General features: G+C 40.8%; 13 protein-coding genes. 11 read left to right on the top strand and 2 right to left on the bottom strand.

The annotated features are described in order from the left end of the window. The first annotated feature begins 4 nt into the window (after nucleotides 1–4). Genes DZ860_RS13375 through DZ860_RS13365 form a run of 3 tightly spaced genes read left to right on the top strand, consistent with a single transcriptional unit; the run spans nucleotide 5 to nucleotide 4,255 of the window. Nucleotides 5–310, top strand: coding sequence for a hypothetical protein (locus tag DZ860_RS13375; RefSeq protein WP_120032083.1), 306 nt, complete (start codon nucleotides 5–7; stop codon nucleotides 308–310). Then, nucleotides 300–3,287, top strand: a complete 2,988-nt coding sequence (locus tag DZ860_RS13370; RefSeq protein WP_120032081.1) for a toxin VasX — start codon at nucleotides 300–302, stop codon at nucleotides 3,285–3,287. Before DZ860_RS13375 ends, DZ860_RS13370 begins: the two co-directional genes overlap by 11 nt. Further along, nucleotides 3,287–4,255, top strand: a complete 969-nt coding sequence (locus DZ860_RS13365) for a hypothetical protein (RefSeq protein WP_120032079.1) — start codon at nucleotides 3,287–3,289, stop codon at nucleotides 4,253–4,255. The genes DZ860_RS13370 and DZ860_RS13365 overlap by 1 nt, the downstream gene beginning before the upstream one ends. A gap of 114 nt (nucleotides 4,256–4,369) precedes the next feature. Here DZ860_RS13365 and DZ860_RS13360 read toward each other — a convergent pair whose 3' ends face one another. Next, on the bottom strand, nucleotides 4,370–5,707 hold the full coding sequence (locus DZ860_RS13360) for an MATE family efflux transporter (protein WP_120032077.1): 1,338 nt from the start codon (nucleotides 5,705–5,707) through the stop codon (nucleotides 4,370–4,372). Between the two features lie 105 nt (nucleotides 5,708–5,812). On the opposite strand from DZ860_RS13360, the gene DZ860_RS13355 reads away from it, so the two are divergent. From DZ860_RS13355 to gltS, 7 genes are all read left to right on the top strand, one after another. Next, nucleotides 5,813–6,751 (top strand): LysR family transcriptional regulator, encoded by a 939-nt coding sequence (locus DZ860_RS13355; RefSeq protein WP_120032075.1) that lies wholly within the window; start codon nucleotides 5,813–5,815, stop codon nucleotides 6,749–6,751. A gap of 61 nt (nucleotides 6,752–6,812) precedes the next feature. Then, entirely contained in the window at nucleotides 6,813–7,163 is a 351-nt protein-coding gene (locus DZ860_RS13350) for a DUF3147 family protein (RefSeq protein WP_120032073.1), read from the top strand. A gap of 292 nt (nucleotides 7,164–7,455) precedes the next feature. After that, complete coding sequence (cspE, locus tag DZ860_RS13345; RefSeq protein WP_120032071.1) at nucleotides 7,456–7,668, top strand: transcription antiterminator/RNA stability regulator CspE; 213 nt, start codon at nucleotides 7,456–7,458, stop codon at nucleotides 7,666–7,668. Nucleotides 7,669–7,878: 210 nt separating this feature from the next. Then, entirely contained in the window at nucleotides 7,879–8,430 is a 552-nt protein-coding gene (locus tag DZ860_RS13340; protein WP_120032069.1) for a DUF2301 domain-containing membrane protein, read from the top strand. Between the two features lie 168 nt (nucleotides 8,431–8,598). Beyond that, the gene (locus DZ860_RS13335; protein WP_120032067.1) at nucleotides 8,599–8,835 is read left to right on the top strand and encodes an HP1242/YdcH family protein; all 237 of its coding nucleotides are present in this window, start codon (nucleotides 8,599–8,601) and stop codon (nucleotides 8,833–8,835) included. A 709-nt stretch (nucleotides 8,836–9,544) separates the two neighbouring features. Continuing rightward, entirely contained in the window at nucleotides 9,545–12,199 is a 2,655-nt protein-coding gene (locus DZ860_RS13330; RefSeq protein WP_120032065.1) for a beta-N-acetylhexosaminidase, read from the top strand. 288 nt (nucleotides 12,200–12,487) lie between these two features. Next, nucleotides 12,488–13,714: a sodium/glutamate symporter gene (gene gltS, locus DZ860_RS13325; RefSeq protein ID WP_120032063.1), complete on the top strand. Its 1,227-nt coding sequence runs from the start codon at nucleotides 12,488–12,490 to the stop codon at nucleotides 13,712–13,714. A 677-nt stretch (nucleotides 13,715–14,391) separates the two neighbouring features. Here gltS and DZ860_RS13320 read toward each other — a convergent pair. Next, the gene (locus DZ860_RS13320; protein WP_120032061.1) at nucleotides 14,392–15,783 is read right to left on the bottom strand and encodes a peptide MFS transporter; all 1,392 of its coding nucleotides are present in this window, start codon (nucleotides 15,781–15,783) and stop codon (nucleotides 14,392–14,394) included. Nucleotides 15,784–16,495: 712 nt separating this feature from the next. On the opposite strand from DZ860_RS13320, the gene DZ860_RS13315 reads away from it, so the two are divergent. After that, nucleotides 16,496–18,475 (top strand): tetratricopeptide repeat-containing diguanylate cyclase, encoded by a 1,980-nt coding sequence (locus DZ860_RS13315; protein WP_120032059.1) that lies wholly within the window; start codon nucleotides 16,496–16,498, stop codon nucleotides 18,473–18,475. Nucleotides 18,476–18,682 lie beyond the last annotated feature (207 nt).

Raw genomic sequence — 18,682 nt, 5'->3', positions numbered from 1 at the left:
ATGGGTGTTAACCGCTTCTCAAGCAGAACAGCTCAATCGACAGTGGCTTGATCGGTTTATCGAGCAGAGCTTAGAGAACGAGGATATCTCTGCGACTCAGTGGCAAAATTTGAGATTGGCCTATTCCAATTGCCAGCAACTATCCGTAACAGATAAGTCTCAGATTCAACGTTACTTCTCGCTGGTCTTGCTAGGCGAGGCCATGTTGCAACTTATTCCCCAAGATATCGCATTAGCCGTCAATTTATCTGACCAACAGAAAATTGATCTAATAGAAAACAGATTCAAGGAAAATAACCATGTCAGCTAATTTTTCCTCAAACCCTGCATGTAACCCCATTATTCCAATTTACCCTGTACGTTATGCATATATCAATATCTTTGATGATTTAGTACCAGCGGCTAATCCACCGGCTGTCTCAGCGATGATGGACACAAAGGATGTTGCTGTCACTAAAGGCTATGCTATTCGTTTGTTGCGAGAAGGGTGGGTATATATACGCGAAGAAGATAGTAATCAGTTACTGCATATTTTTAAATATACACAAAAGCAAAGTGGTACGGCTGTTACTGAGAGTTTTGAAAAATATTTATTTAAAAATAAAAAGAATGCTCAAGATGGTTTAATGCTTGATAGTTCAGCCAATCAACTGCCATTTGCTTTTGTCTCGGCTAACACGTCTAAAATCTCCATCGTTTATACTGAACATGAGCTTTCAGCTAACTTGATTGACAAGATGCACAGCAATCAAGATGTGCGTATTAACTCGATGCAGTTAATCGATCTCATTCCCAAACAAACCGATCATACGATCGCCGCTACTGCTGATAACTTAAAAAGTTTGGTAGAAGATTATCGTGATTTTCAGGATCGAATGTTAACCAAGATAACAAGTGATGGTGACGAATTAGATCAATTCAGCCTTGATGTTCTTACTACTCAACCAAGCTATCAACAAGCTTCGGATGTGATGGTTGCTCAGTTACAGAAGCAATATTGCAGTCGCGAACGAGCACGAATTGTCACACTGTTTGATCCTGTCGGCAGGCAGATGGAGTTATCTCAGACTCATGCCAAGTTGACTATTTGGGAAAATGATTATGCTGCAATGAATATTTATCCTTATACCATAGGCGAAATGGTCAACGGGTTTTTGATGCATAAAGACCCGGAAATTAAGAAAATCGCAACAGATAATATTGATACCGTCAGTCATGAAAAATATTGGTCCGCTATGCGTAACGAGCGAGCATTATTTTTCTCTCGAAGAGTACAGATTCTTGAACTATATGATCATTTTTCTCAGGGTGAAAAAACAGTAAACGAAGTCGGTACACTTACAGCCTTTATCCATAATTTTATTGATTTAGACCCAAATGATAACCTCTCATGTGAACGTGAAATTCAAAAACTCGCTTTACTTAGTTGCTCAATTTTTGATGGTTTAATGAGCTCTTCTGAAGGCAGTATTTTACTAACAGATTTGATTAACAAAGCGCACTCTGAGGAATTAGTAAGTAAGAATGTGGTCAATACTTATGAGCTCGCAGTGAATGGATTATTTACTTTAGTCACTATTCCACAGTCTGAGTTTAACTGGGACAAAGCCACTAAAGTTGCGCTGGACGCAATGTATAATTGGGTAGGAGCGAAATGGGGAGAAATGCGAGCAATCCATCTATATGGCCAACAAAATGGATGGAAAGCAGTTAATCAAATTAAAGCATCAGCAGCACAATATACGGTTGATAAATTGATCCCGAGCATGCTGAATGTTTTTGGTCTCGAAATTGACGGTGAAAAAATCAAACTTTCTGCTGATGAATTAGCGCGTACTTTTGCACAAGCACTCGATAAGCAAATTGCTTGGGGGAAAGGGTTAGGCACTATAGCTAGTGATCACATCCTTGAAAATGCGGAAAGCAAAATGAAAGTAGGCCAAGATATATTTGATTGGGGAGAGCAGCATAGACAAGGAAGATTAAATATACAGTGGGAGTTAGCGAAAGTTAAGGTAACCCGCTTATCTGGCAAGCATTTTTCTTTTGTAACTAATGAAGCAGTAACCGGAAACATAGGGATACTGTTTGATAGTGGTTTTGCTGGCTTATCAGCTTTTTTCAACGTTTCCAATATTACAGCTATAGCTTTGCAAACGGATTATGATCAACGTGATCCGCTAAAACACGCAGGGAGACGATACGATGCTTTAGCAATGACATCTGCTATTTCAGCACTTACCGTTGATGTATTGTCAGTTGCTAGGGGCACAATGGTTGCTGGACAAGGCGTAATTAAGGTTCTGCCAGCACGAGTGGCTGTACGTTTTCTTCCGGGATTAAAAAGCGGTGCTGAACATACAGCTCGCCTTTTGGCAGGGAAGGCCGTGGGTAGCTTGATAGCGGTCGCAAACTTCGCAACAGCAGCCACCTCTTTCTACAATGCTTGGCATAGTTTTAATGATGGACAAACAGAGGTCGGTATCGGGCATACCGCTATTGGCGTGGGTTCTTCTTTGCTGTTTGTTGGCGCAGTAAAAGCGTTGGCAGTAACAGGTGGTGGTGCCACTGCGACAGGTGTAGGTTTACCTGTGGGTGTCGCTTGTTTTGCTTTGGCTTTAATTGTTGGTGGGGTAGGTTTAGTGTATGCCTTTGAGAAAAATCCATTGGAGAACTTATTGTTCTATTGCTTTTGGGGGAAAAGCAATAGGTATCCTTTTTGGAATGCTATTGAATCTAGTGATTTAGACATACAGAAAAGGTTGGTGTTGGCAACTAATGAGCCTGACAAAGTGAGTCATGTGTATCGAGTTGAGTTGCAAGAATTTATGAACCTCTTAGCTATGCCTAAACTGACACTGGATTTGGATTATGAGCAGAGCTCTGCTCGCTTTTGGCTAGGTAACGCAGGAGGCAAAGAACGCACTTGCCGCTTCCAATTTGAACTTCCTCAATTTCGCCCAGGTGTTTCAGAGATGCATGCTGGCTTGTATACTCGATCTGGCGTAGATGAGATGGGACGTTTCTATTCGTCTTATAATGATGAACTAACCCAAAAGTTTAAAGAATCTATACAACAAGCACTATTAGAACCATCAAATTATAATTTCAATGACAGTACGTTGAGTGTTGATATAAAAATGGAGTTCAATGAAGATATTAAATTAATATGGGTATACAAGCCGACACCAGATATCGTGGTGCCATTGCGATGGTTAAAGAGTAATGGTGAATTAAAAGATCCAGCAATCGGGATGCTGAACGATCAATTTATGGAGATATATTAATGCGTCGTCATAAAGAAAGAGCACCATGGAAGCTGATATATGCTCGCCCTTTATCCATTTGGTGGGATGACTTACGAAGAAACGTAAAGATCGACCCGCAAGATGAACCATTGTCTCCGATAATGTCAGTGACAGATACGATCATGACAGCAAAAGGTGCTAGTCAGACTGCTCGCATGATTTACTTACTCCCATTAATGTTACTCTCGTGGTTTGTTTTATATATCAGCGTTAACGTTCTTTACCCGATTAATATAGATAAGCTAGAGGAAAGATCTAATAGTTTTATTGATTCCAGTAAAGAAAGGTTTGGGGATGATTATTTTATAATTACAGAAAATGAAACGTCACTTTGGTTCTATAATATTGTCGGTAGCGATGGTAAAATTAGCGTTAGTGAGTATTTGAAATATCGAGAGGATCAAGATGGTGGATATCTTTATCTTGGTCTCAAAGTGTTGTTCTTTATTTTTTGTTTATCAATCGCCTTATTTTGCACTTATCATATGGTATTTTTCCGCCGTCAAGCCGATTTCTTTTTTGATCGAGAACGGCAGATTGTTTACACCTGGCATCATAATAAAGTGATGGGCTGTAAGTTCGAAAACTTGGGTATTATTGAGAACAAGCTTGGTTTGATCATGTTTATGTATGGTGAATATCCGAAACGTGGTCAATATCAACATATATTTCGCTATATGCAACCGACAGATAAAGGCTATTTTTGTACAGAAGAAGATAATAATTATTTTCTTGCTGCCGTGCTTAAATTTATGGAAGAGGGTAAGAGTGCGATTATCACCGATGATGAGTTTCATCGCCCGAAGAGCTTTAGTTTGATGGAAGATAAACAGCCAGAAGACTTTGAGCATCGACTGGAAGAAGTATTGAAACGTCAGCATCAACTCGTGGATCTTTATGCCGAGAATGAAATTAAGCAAGCTGAGGCAGATAAAAAGATTTTCTGATGTAGATATGCCAACAAAAGGGCGAGTTCAACACTCGCCCTGATTCATTCGCTATGCCGTTTGTATCGAGGGTACAATCGGGAAATCTATTGATGATAGAAACGGCACTTGTCGTTAAACAACTAAGGCGAGATCTTCTGGTGTTTTGTGTTTTTTAATCGCGAGCAACAGTTGGATTAATAACAATATGCCAGTAACCGCTAAACCAATACCAATCCCTCCCCAAATGCCAGTTAAACCATGTTTTGGTAGCAGCAACCATGCGGCAGGAAGGCCGAACGCCCAGTAACCAATCGCGGTAATAAGGGTTGGAGCCATCACAATTTTCATACCACGTAGCAAGTTGATCGCCAGTAATTGCCATGCATCAACCACGAACGACAAGGCGACAACCCACAATACTCCTTTAAGTAGAGTCGATAATTGAGTATCGAGATTAAAAATTGAAGCAATAATTTCTGGGTAAAGGGTAAAACCGACCGCCAGAACAATACTCAAAACCGAAGTCATAATGAAGCTTCGGATGGCAATTCGTTTGATGCCATCAAAGTCATTGGCGCCGAAACTTTTACCAACCAAGATCGCGGCAGCTTGTGAGAAACCGAAATTGATGTTCCAAGTAAAGCTCAAGCATTGCAGTAAAATTTGGTGTAACGCCAATGCAGCAATACTGATTGTTCCCGCCATTAACGTGCCACCATAGATCAAACCATGTTCCAACAGTGCCGCCAGCGCGATGGGAATGCCCATGCCAAGTAGAGGTTTGAGTAGTGATAATGAGTATTCGTTCAAATTCAACCACGGCGCAAAACTATGATATTCGTTTTGTTTAAATACCCAAAAAGCATAACTGAGCATTGAAATTAACGCTGACAATGCAGTGCCAGCTCCAAGACCAGAGAGACCAAACCCTAATGGGAAAGCGAGGACGTAACTAATCGGTACGTTTAAAGTAACCGTCATTAGAGACATCACCATAATCGAACGAACATTACCCATAGCACTGGTTAATCCGCGTAACACCAGTAGTAACAAAGAGGGAAGCATTGCCCATTTTAGCGTGTCGACGTATTCCATCGCTGGCTCTACTAACTCTGCGGGTTGGTCTGCCATTAAAATTAAGTGAGGCACAAAGTTAAAGCAGAACGTCAATCCGACAGTAAGTATCACGGATAAGAGCACCGCACCCTTTACAGAATAACGGATTTGTTGCGTGCCAAATTCAGGTCTACTAATTCTTTGCCCATACGCAATGGCAATCAAGTTAGCGACACAACCAACGGTGCTGCTCGCAATAATAAAGACAAAACTATAAATAGAAGCGCCCAAGCCACCTGCCGCCAGCGCAGAAACGCTTAAGCGAGACATCATCCATACATCGGTTAGCACCAATGCCATAGAGATCATTTGCGAAACGATGAGAGGAAACGCAAGGGACAGGATTTTCTTCATGATAAAAACTCGAGGTGAAAGTCTCGAGAAATTACGTTTTTATCGGCTGGTGTTCAATTGATATTTATGCCACCCTAGTATGACTTCAGGTAATGCGAGTGAAAAATGACCCCTTATCCCAATTTGCCCTATTCTCATAATGGAATGAAAGTGTTCGAAGCGGTCGCGAGGCTGATGAGCTTTACGCTTGCGGCTGATGAGCTTAATGTGACTCAAAGTGCTGTCAGTCGACAAGTTCGCCAGTTAGAAGATGATCTCAGTGCATCTTTAATTTTACGTAAGCACCGATCAATCGAATTGACGGAAAAAGGCCAAACTCTATATAAAACCTTACAGAAAGGCTTTAAAGAGTTAGAGCATCTTGTCGGTCAATGGAAAGCACCGCAAAAAAAACGCATTGTCATTAAAAGTGCGTTGAGTTTTGCTACTCGGACACTGATCCCTAAAGTAATGGAATTGAATGAACGCTATCCTGAGCATGAGATCGTGATCGTGCCATCCATCGATGATGACCCTGATTTGACCTCTGGCGAATTTGACCTGCAAATCATTAATTCCAGGCGACCAGAGAAATATCAAGGGAAAGCGCACGTTACTTTCTTACGTGATGAATATATGGCTCCGATTTATGCAGAATCGTTGGGAATGAGTTTTATGGACCTTAATCGAGTGCTGGCGTTACCTAGACTTCACTCGACGTTAGATCACTATGATTGGAATGCGTGGTTATCGGGTATTGAAGAACGAAGTCATCGCTCTGTGCGAAACACCTCATTTATTAGCTTAGATCTTGCGATAAGTGGTTGTTTAGCGGGGCAGGGCGCCACGGTTACCGATTTACTATTAGTCCTGCCGGAACTCAAGCGAGGTTTTTTACGTTGTCCTGTTGAAGCGAAGATTCAAGCGAGTGCGTGGCGGTATTATTGCTATTGTCCTAATCCGAGCTCGATATCGAAAGATCTCCTCCTTTGGCTTGAAGAAGATACCGCACGTGAAGAAGCTGAATTAAAACGACTTGCGAATAGCCATGGTTGGATACTCTGACGGTTGCTTAAGGTTTGGATATATACTCAGATAACAGTCATTAGGAAGATGAGGTATTGCGATGTTGTGGATAGTGACTAAGTATTTGCTTACCGCGGGAATTGTGGTGCTGATATCAGAAATTGCTAAACGAAGTGACAAAGCGGGTGCATTGATTGCGGCATTGCCTACTGTCACTATCTTAGCGTTGATTTGGATGTATGTAGAAGGGCAAGAGCAAGATAAATTAGCCAATCACGCTTTCTATACTTTCTGGTATGTGTTGCCAACATTACCGATGTTTTTGATCTTCCCTTATTTATTGAATCGTTACTCATTTTGGGTGTCTTTGGGAATTTGCGCCGGTGTCTCTATTTTCTGCTTCTTGTTAGTGGCTTTCGTGATCAAAGAGTTTGGAATAAAGTTGACATAGCTTTAAATTTTTAGGTGCTTTTTGTTGAATGTATCACTATCTCTTTGTCTCATAATTAATTTTAAGAAAATGCTAAAAATAGCTGTACAAAAAACAAACCTCCTTTACTATACGCTCAGTTGTTCAGAGAGTTATTAAATGCAGCATCAAGTACAAGTAAAACTTCAACTACTAAACCGCGGTTTTTGTAGTTAGGCGTTTCCCTTTTATTGTAGCTTAACATGATGTAATTCAAGCAGTTAAATGCTGTTAATGTTGAACTTTTCTCAATTAAATAAATAAGGGACACACAATGTCTAACTCAATCACTGGTACTGTAAAATGGTTTAACGAAACTAAAGGTTTCGGTTTCCTAACTCAAGACAACGGCGGCGCTGACGTATTCGTACACTTCCGTGCTATCGCTTCTGAAGGTTTCAAAACTCTTAACGAAGGCCAAAAAGTGTCTTTCGAAGTAGAGCAAGGCCAAAAAGGTCTTCAAGCTAGCAACGTTATCGCTCTATAATTGAGCTTCAGTAACGAAAGCTGATATTGAATAATGAAAGGTCGCTTAATAGCGGCCTTTTTTGTATCTGCAATATGGCTATTCTTGGAGCTTAACGGGTCTAGTTAGAGCTCCTACGTCTTAACCATCTTATTGCCTAATAACATAGCACATCATATTACGCGGGCTTGTTTATCCCACTAAATTGAATATTGAATTGGAAACCACATTATGGCGAATCCGGAGCATCAAGAAGTATTGGATAGTTTTGATAAAGTCAGTGTTTGTCTGTATCGAGGTGGCATAAGTCTATTTTCAGTATCCTTGCTCTATTTGGCCGTGATCCTGAGCGGTATTGATGAAAGCTTACTATCACATTATCCGATCGCATTGTTGCTGATCGCAGTATCTGCTGCATTTTCGGCTGGCAATGTTCACGTCTACAGTAAGTTTGTTCGAGCTGCGATCAGTTGGTCTGCTTGGATAGGAATCCTATTGATGTTGAGCGACAGTGGATTTGAGCGTATCTGGCTCTCATTGGGGTTTATCTTTGTCACTTTCTCAGGCATTGCTTTGAAAGAATCGTTTTGTTTCAAAGTAATGGGGTTGAAATTGGTGCCTATGATATTAGCACTATCGGTTTTTCTTCTTTGGATCAATCAAACGCAAATAGCCTCATTTTTTGTTGGCTTATCAGGTCTCATTATCGGTTATCTATCGATAGCTAAATGGCGCATGCCTTTGCATTTTGATATTGGTAACAAAGCAAATTATCAAGTGTGAAATAATATCTTCGGGAGTGTAGGATCAGGTCTGTTTTTACATTCAGTAGCTTAGATGAAGCTCATACACTTGTTGATAATATTTATTAGTTTTAGTGCTTTCTAGTATCGATTCACTGCTAAAATTATGAGGTTGATCACATTCTAACCCCATAACAGTGAGGTCTCTATGTTAGGTGAAGTCCATTCTTTAGCTCACGAATTTCCAGAGCATATCGAAAAAATTGGTCAGCTTTCCCAAGGAAACGAGCTTTTTGCCAGAAATGCTGGTCACTATAATGCGTTAGACAAAGAAATTAGAACGCTCGAATTAAATGGAGCGCCAATCGACGATAGCGCAATGAACGCATTAAAGCATGATAGAGCAGAGTTAAAAAACTGGTTGTATCGTCAACTTTTACGTTGAGATGGGTAATGACTCGATGATCTTAGTTATTGCTTGGGTTTCCTTTTTTAGCGATGAGATTCGAGTAAAAGCATTTAACACTATTCATCCCAACATCATTAATTTAAGTGTGCCTTTCGAGGCGCTCTCGGTGCGTGTATAGCCGTTGCGGGGGCGTTGACCATCGATTTAGAACCATGCTGACTACTTAAAGTTCTGAACTAGCGCGCACGATAGTACTAAATCTATGTATGTTGTTTTCTATTGATAATTAAGTGGGTGCTTTTGACGCCAGTTGTTTATTTGCATCTTGCTGCACATCACACTTTCTCGTCACTTTCGTTAATTATTCCTCTTGGTGGTGAGAGCAATGCTCTGCATAAGGTGACTAAGTTCACGTTGTTGTATCGCTATTCCCTAGCTTCCCTTAAATTCATTATCTCACTCTGTGATATTGCTTCGATAATATGTTGTTTTGTTGCATTTTTGTGTGATTTTGATCACGTCAAATTTGTCTATTAGTAATTATGGAATTTGACGTAAATTTTAACTTGTTGTTTTTTAAAGAATAAAAGGCAGTTGAATTTATAGAATTTGATCTGCTTCACCTTAATTAATTCAATAAATTTACTAAGCGAATTAAATGGCTATATATTTACGCCATCAGTGAGTTGTTCGTTTGTCACTGACATTTTTGGTAATACATTGTTGATTATTTAAGGTAGGTAAGATGTTGAAACATAGTTTGATTGCCGCTTCTGTTATCGCGACGTTAGCGGGATGCTCTTCATTACAAAACCCAGAACAGCAAGTTGTTAACACCTTGGCTGATAATTTAGATATTCAATATGAAGTGTTGACGAACCACGGTGCAAACGAAGGCTTAGCGTGTAAAGATTTAGGTGCAGAGTGGGCATCGTGTAATCAAGTCAATATGACCTTAGTGAATGATGGCGAAGCTGTTAATTCTAAAGATTGGGCTATTTATTTTCACAGCATCCGCTTAATTCTTGATGTCGATAATGACCAATTTAAAATTTCTCGTATAACAGGTGACTTGCACAAACTTGAGCCAACAGAAAAATTTGATGGCTTCGCTGCTGGGGAAGAAGTTGTATTACCGCTAATCAGTGAGTATTGGCAGTTATTCGAAACAGATTTCATGCCTGGCGCATTTGTTACCGCTCCTAATGCTGAACCTAAGATGATTGCGTCGTTGAATACGGAAGATGTCGCTTCTTTTGTTACCGGTTTAGAAGGTAATAACCTTAAACGTACGCCAGATGATAACAATGTAATGGCAACGGCAGTTTCTCGCTTCGAGAAGAATGCCGATATTACAACGCAAGACGTCGCAACAACGTTACTACCAACTCCAATGTTCGTCGAAGCTGGCGAAAGTACAATTAATATCACTAACGGTATCGCATTGCCACAGGGAGCATTTAACGCTGCACAATATGAAGCGATAGATGACCGTGCTGAGCTATTGAATGTCAATATTGATGGTGATCTTCCAGTGAGTATCACGGTTGAACCTAGTGACTTTAGCGGTGAACTGGCTAAATCTGGAGCGTATGAACTCAGTATCCAAGAAGACGGTATTGTAATTAAAGCATTTGACCAAGCCGGTGCGTTTTACGCAATTCAGTCTATTTTTGGCTTGGTGGATAGCCAACGTCCAGATTCACTGCCTGAGTTAGTGATCAAGGATGCACCGCGCTTTGAATATCGTGGCGTGATGGTTGACGTGGCACGTAACTTCCATTCTAAAGAAGCGATACTTGCTACGCTGGACCAAATGGCAGCGTACAAAATGAATAAGCTGCACCTTCATTTAACTGATGATGAGGGTTGGCGTCTAGAAATTCCAGGCCTTCCTGAGTTAACGGATATCGGCGGCCAGCGTTGCTTTGATCTTGATGAGCAACAATGTCTGTTACCTCAGTTAGGCTCTGGACCTACTTCAGATAACTTTGGTTCGGGTTACTTCAGTAAAGCGGATTATGTTGATATTTTGAAGTACGCAAAAGCGCGTGATATCGAAGTCATTCCTGAAATCGATATGCCAGCGCATGCTCGCTCAGCAGTTGTGTCAATGGAAGCTCGTTATGAACGCTTAATGGCAGCGGGTAAAGATAGTGAAGCGAATGAATATCGTCTGATGGATCCTCAAGATACATCGAACGTCACAACGGTTCAGTTTTATGACAAACAAAGCTTTATTAATCCATGTCTTGATTCTTCAACTCGCTTCGTCGACAAAGTGATCTCTGAAGTCGCGGCGATGCACCAAGAAGCTGGCGCGCCACTGACAACATGGCACTTTGGTGGTGATGAAGCGAAAAATATCAAACTAGGCGCTGGTTTCCAAGACAGCCAAGCGGCAGATAATGTTGATTGGAAAGGATCGATTGATCTGTCTCAACAAGACAAGCCGTTTGCTAAATCGCCACAATGTCAGACTCTAATCCAAGATGGTACGGTTAGCGACTACGCGCATCTGCCGAGCTATTTTGCTGAGCAAGTGTCTAAGATAGTGGCAGAGAAAGGCATTCCAAACTTCCAAGCTTGGCAAGATGGCTTGAAGTACAGTGAGGGTGGTGAGGAGGATTTTGCGACGGAAAATACGCGTGTAAACTTCTGGGATGTTCTTTACTGGGGCGGTACATCGTCAGTGTATGAGTGGTCTAAGAAAGGGTATGACGTGATTGTTTCTAACCCAGATTACGTTTACATGGATATGCCTTATGAAATTGATGCCAAAGAGCGTGGTTACTACTGGGCTACTCGAGCGACTGATACACGTAAGATGTTTGGCTTTGCTCCAGAAAACATGCCACAAAATGCGGAGACATCACTAGACCGTGATGGTAACGGATTCTCAGGAAAAGGCGAAATTGAAGCAAAACCTTTCTATGGTTTGTCGGCACAACTTTGGTCTGAAACGGTTCGTACCGATGAGCAATATGAATACATGGTATTCCCACGAGTTCTTGCCGCAGCAGAGCGTGCTTGGCATCGCGCAGACTGGGAAAATGACTATAAAGTCGGCGTAGAGTATTCACAACAGACTCAACTTGTCGATAAAGAGGCGTTAAACAAAGACTTCAACCGCTTTGCTAACATCCTTGGCCAACGTGAACTAGCAAAACTAGAAAAAGCGGGTATTGATTACCGTTTACCTGTTCCGGGTGCGAAGATTGAAGCGGGCAAGTTAGCAATGAATGTTCAATTCCCAGGTGTTGAACTTCAATATTCATTCGATGGTAAAACGTGGATGACATATGATGACGCTCAGAAACCAAGTGTTGATGGTGAAGTTCTTATTCGTACCATTTCCGCAACTGGTGAGAAACAGAGCCGAGTTACCCGTGTAAAATAAACCCAAGAATTGGCGTTTATAAGGATAAACTTTTAAGTAACTAGTCAATATTGGCGAATACTTTTGCGATAAAAATCCGAGTGTATTTTGTACACTCGGATTTTTTTATGCAGTTATTTTCCGTTTTATGAGAAATAAATATCATCAAAAGCTTAATTATTCCCACTATTTGATAATTTCATTGGTTTCGTATTGGTAATGGGTGCTTTGGATGTGCACACTGAACGACAGAAACACAACTCACACTCTCAAATTCCTAAAAATTGAGAGTCAGAACAAAGAGGTTTTATGAATCATTTCATATCAGTGGGTCCGCAGGAGTCGTTTTTAGTCGCTATTAGTGTGCTGTTTTTAGGCCACTTTATTAATGCCAAACTTCCAATCTTGAAGAAGTTTAATATTCCAGAGCCAATTGTCGGTGGTCTAATCATCGCTTTTATTATTACTGGCCTACACCTAAATGGCATTGAATTACAGTTTGACTTACCACTGCAGAACACATTTATGCTGATGTTTTTCGCCACAGTTGGCTTAGCAGCAAACTACACCCAGTTGGTTAAAGGCGGGGCAAAAGTTTTCCTGTTTTTGGCGGTCGCATCGGTTTACATCGTTATTCAAAATATAGTTGGCGTTTCACTGGCGTCACTACTTGGTTTAGATCCATTAATGGGATTAATCGCTGGTTCGATAACTTTATCAGGTGGTCACGGTACTGGTGCTGCTTGGGCGCAAACGTTCCAAGACTTATACGGACTTGAAAATGTACTAGAAATCGCAATGGCTTCTGCAACATTTGGTCTTGTTATGGGCGGTATCATTGGTAGCCCTGTCGCACAACGATTGATCGTACGTGATAATCTAGAATCGGAGTATGGTCGTAGCTTACAAACACACGAACGTTTTCCTGAATTGGTGACTTATAACGAAGATGAAATCGACAAAGTAACCGCTAAGAAAGTGATTGAAGGATTATCGATTGTTTTAATTTGTGTCACCGGGGCACATTACTTAGGCGAAATCGTTAGAAGCTTTGAAGTGAAATGGCTAATGATCCCCGATTTTGTTTATGCACTGTTTATTGGTGTGGTGATCACTAACGTATTTGAAATTACTAAGTGTCGTAAAATCGACGTAGAAACTGTCGATATCCTTGGAACTGTTTCGTTAGCACTATTCTTAGCGATGGCGTTGATGAGCCTGAAATTGTGGAATATTTTCGACTTAGCGATCCCATTCCTTGTGATTTTAATCGTGCAGTCTGTTGTGTTAGGCGTATTTTCTTACTTCGTGACGTTCAAAGTCATGGGAAGCAATTACGATGCGGCAGTGATTTCGAGTGGTCATTGTGGTTTTGGCCTAGGTGCAACGCCAACAGCAGTAATGAACATGGGATCGATTGTGAACCGTTTCGGCCCATCGCCACAGGCATTCATGGTAGTACCCATTGTTGGTGCATTCTTTATCGACATTGTGAACCTGATTATTCTACAAGGTTGTATCTCGTTTCTTGGTTAACCCTCATCGCTAAGAGTTAGAGCGTTAACCGAAAAGTAGTAAAGCAACGTATTGCAATTTAAGCCCTCAATACCGACGGACATCGGCATTGGGGGCTTTTTTGTTATCTGTCATTTATCTACCTTTCCTATCTTCTTTTTTTAGGGACAGACACTTCTATTTTGTTCTTAGTAATGGGGAAGTAATGGTGTCCTTTTCTAGGGACAGGCACTTCTATCTTGTCCTAATAGTAATGGTTGTAATAGGGACAGATACTTTAATTATGTCTATATTCTAGAGCCGGTGTGAGCGCTTCAATACCACATTCAGTATCGTCATCAGGAATATGGGGGACAGACGCTTTAATTTCTCTAAGTGTTTTAGGATTGGCATTTTTAGGTGAAATTCTTTCTAAGCATCCTTTCTAAGGACAGACACCTCAATGTTATGACGTAAGAGCTTAGGGGACAGGCACAGAATTACTAGGGAGAATTATTAGGGACAGACACTTTAATAAGTACATTTATTAAGGCAGGGTAGTGCGAAGCTTAACAGTTTTGATGATTGTGATGTGTAGCGAAATTATCTGCTGAGTCCTGCTAGCACCTGATGATAGGCGTCATTCAGGACGGGACAAACAGACGAAAAAAAGCCCAGTAACGACGACTGGGCTTTAATTGAGATATTAACAGTTAGTGTTAAGCAATCTGTGTTTGTTGCTCTTCCACTTGTTCAGCGTTACTTGCATTGCTTTCAGCGCCGTGCATCCATTTCACTAGTGTGCTAGCGAAAATCAGTAGAATCAGACCTGAAATGGTTGCCGCAATTGCGATGCCGCCAAAGATAGCCATTGTACCCAGTTCACCAACGTGAGAACCGATAAGGCCAGCAACATAGTTAGCAATCGCATTGAAACCAAACCAAGCGCCCATCATTAGTGATGCAAGGCGAAGCGGTGCCAGTTTCGTAACTAGTGATAGACCAATAGGAGAAATACACAGTTCACCTAATGTGTGGAAGAAGAATGCACCAACTAACCACATCATTGAAGTTTTCACATTGAGATCGCCGCCTTGCTGGATTACTGCGCCAACCATACATAGGAAGCCGAGTGCCAAGAAGAATAGTGCAAATGCGAATTTAATCGGTGAACTTGGTTCATTCTTACCTAATTTAACCCAAAGTGCCGCGAGCACAGGAGCAAGTGTAATAATGAAGAATGGGTTTAATGATTGGAACCAGGCAGCAGGAACTTCAAAGCCACCAATCATACGGTCAGTATATTGTTGGGTGTAGATGTTCATCAAACCACCAGCTTGTTCAAAACCAGCCCAGAATACAATAACGAATAGACCCATAACCATGATCACTTTTAAGCGATCCATTTCTTGTTTTGTCAGTGGCTCTTTTTGTGTTGCGTGTTTCTTCTCAAGATCACGTGCAGCAGCAGGAACAGTACCAATATCACCCAACCAAGATTTAGCCATGGTCATTTGAATGATGATGCTCATTACCATACCGATACCAGCAACAATAAAGCCTGCACGCCAGCCGAATTCGTTAGTCACTGAACCAGAGACAACACCAGCAAGAAGAGAACCAATGTTGATACCCATATAGAAGATAGTAAATGCACCATCACGGCGATGGTCACCCTCTGAATACAAGTCACCTACCATGGTAGAGATGTTTGGCTTAAACATGCCGCTACCAGCAACAAGCAAAGCTAAGCCTAAATAGAATGTGTGGATGGTATCTAAACCCAGAACATCACCCGGAACGGCCAAGGTAAATTGACCAATTGCCATTAATGCACCACCGATAATAATCGAGCGGCGTTGGCCTAGGTAATTATCTGCTAACCAGCCACCAATAAGTGGAGTGATGTAGACGAGTCCAGTATAGATGCCGTAGAGATCCAGAGCATCTTTAGTCGACCAGCCCAAACCACCATTGATGGTTGTGTCAGTTAAGAATAATACCAGGATGGCTCTCATTGCGTAGTATGAGAAGCGTTCCCAAAGTTCAGTACCAAATAAAAGAAATAGCCCGCGTGGGTGGCCTAAGATTTGTCGATGTTGGTTTACCATAAATTTTACTAATGTCTGCTATTAAAGAATTTTATTTCTATTTACATATACCCCTCAGTTGAACTCACTGCAATGGATTATTATGTTGTTGTATTGTTTCGTTTTTGGTAAGTTAATGAAAATTAATGACTATATCATTTTGCGTTTGTTTTATTTTTGAAATACAAACTTACTTTTCAGATTTGTTGAGAGAAATATGTACTATTTATGCACTCAAACCCGAATAAGTTTGCATTTTGGTGGCTTAATTTAACTAATCGATAAACGTGGCTTTTGCGTGTTTAGTTAAGAATGAGTATAAGGCGAGCGAAAACGTGGAGTGGTGAGGTGATAAAGATCACATCATGATAAGCATTACTTGAGTATGCAGATGTATACTTATATGGAAGAAAAGTAAAAACGATAAAAGAAAAAGCACTATTCCATCCTTGGTAATAGCTAAAAATGTACATCATCGTTTTTCTCTTTCTAGAGAAAAAAGTAGAACGCGGAAATCGAGATATCAAGCAAGGTAGGGGAATAGTTTATAGTTACGAGGTATTAATCACGAACTAAGCATTTGCTAGCGATATTTTTATCGCTTGTCTTTCTGGCGACCTCAAGTTTTATTGCATGATTACCCGTATATATACTATTGATATTTCTATTGTCGGAATCAAATTCGCGTAGTAACATCTGGCCTGATCTTGGCTCGAAATAGACAGAAAATTACATGAAAAATAGTGTGTTAGTATCTATCGTGATTCTCTGCTTCAGCATTTTCTCTGCCACTGTCGCCATCTTGTACTGGATAGATCCCGTTGCAATCTCCACTGAAATACCAGGCTATAACCCAGATAGTGAGCTTGAATTGACAGCTTACGGTACTCAGTTAGTCAAAATTAAAAAGTTATCGATGCAAGATGCGCCAAAAGCAGTCGAACGTCTTGGTGATCTCGATAGTAAATTCCGTGTCAAGCAAACGCCAATACAGCGTGCCTATCACTTGCTGATTCTGAGAAATGCAGCGAAACAGAACAAAGACACCGAATTGTTTGAAAAGTATACACAAGAGTTGTCGTCACTTGCTCGCAAGCATCAATTACATTGGCTAAAAGCCCAGTTGCTGGTGGATAAAGCGGTTGAATACGCACGGCATGGGGAAGTACCTAAGGGCATGATAACCATTAAGCAAGCAATTCATATTGCGGAAAAAAACCATGCGCTATTTCTTTTACCGCGAGCTTACAACACAGCGGGTTTTTTAAGTAATGCATCAAATCAATTGGTGGATGCACAGCAGTATTTCTTGCGGGGAATTGAAGTTGCCGATCAGCTATCAGCAACGTTGTACAACAGTAAACTTCACAATAATTTAGGTTTATTATACGTATTAATTGAAAACTGGGATAAAGCACTGGAGTACATTTTACAAGCTCGAACCCTCTATCTTGCCAGTGGAAGTAATGAACCATCGGTGATGCAGATTTTCTATCTTAACGAAGCTTATGTATATCGTAGCAAGGGAAATGCAAAACTTGCCGAGCAAGCCTATCTGAACTCTTTGAAATATTATGATGAAGCAAAGACACAGCCAAGAAATCGCTTGTTGAACTTGAAAGGCTTGGCAGACATAAAGCTATTAACTAAACATAATCAAGCCGCAAAACAAGCAGCTCAAGCATGCGTTGCATTGCCATCCGCTGAGCAGTTTCCATATGAATATGGACAATGTTTTTTGGTTTTATCTCGTGTCGAATTAGCCATGGGTGAATATCAAGCTGCGCTGAAAAGCGTTGATCGGGCAATTGATATGTTTTCGTCAGTTGAACATAGCCGATGGCTGATTCGAGCTGACCGCCAAAAAGCTAAAGTGTACTCAGCTCTGGGCGATTATCAACGTGCTTTGGCGATGTTTGAAACCTATTACCAACAGGAAAAGAAACAGTTATTAAGTAAAGTGGTTGATTTGGAAAATGCGTTTGCGATGCGTCAAATACGTCAACGGGTTGAAATATTGGATATGCAAAACAAACTTAAAGCGAGCCAATTGCAAAAAGAGACGTTGCGATTTGAAGTTGTGAGTATCTGGAGCGCTTTCTCATTAGCCATGCTGATCTTCTTTATTCGTAAAGTTTTTATTGTGAAAAAGAAAAATCAAGAGCTGGAAACGCTTAGTTTTGTTGATTCATTAACCGGTTTAAATAACCGTCGTTATTATCATCATCAGCTAGACAATGGCGAAAATGTGTTGTGTGAGTGTAAATATCGAATTGTTCTCTTTGATGTCGATGATTTTAAAGCGGTTAATGATACTCATGGTCACGATGTCGGCGATGAAGTGCTTATCGCTATGGCAAACCGTATGATCCCATTGATTCATCACGGTGAGCTATTAACACGCTGGGGCGGTGAAGAGTTTTTAGCGTTGTTATTAGATGATGAGAATATCATCGAGAGAATCGAATCAATTCGTGCTGCCATCAGTAATGAAAAATTTACCACTCAAGTTGGCGAGTTATGTATCACTTCATCTGTTGGGGTGAGTATTGCTGGTACGACTCAGCAGATTCTAGATAACGATATGTTTTTCCGTAAAGCTGACAACAACCTCTATGAGGCAAAACGCACGGGTAAAAACAATGTTGTTTTTCCGACGGCAGTTCAGGAACTATTAGTTGCACCGATTATTGAAAATACCTATCGAAAGTAATAACAATAACAGATAAATAATATCTGAACGCAATCTGCTCAATAAAAGCCACTCATGGAGTAATGCCACTCGCTTAAGAGCGAGTGGCATTTTTATCTCTAGAGCGTGAGGGGTATTTTTGCGCTTTTTTTAGCACAGCTCTGGGGTAAGGCTTTCTTTTTCTCTTTTTAGGAAGTATTAGCCGTTTGCCATTGTCCCTCAACTCTT

This window comes from Vibrio sinensis (assembly GCF_003605645.1).
Taxonomy (GTDB): domain Bacteria; phylum Pseudomonadota; class Gammaproteobacteria; order Enterobacterales; family Vibrionaceae; genus Vibrio; species Vibrio sinensis.
This window is presented reverse-complemented; position numbering and strand designations above follow the sequence as displayed.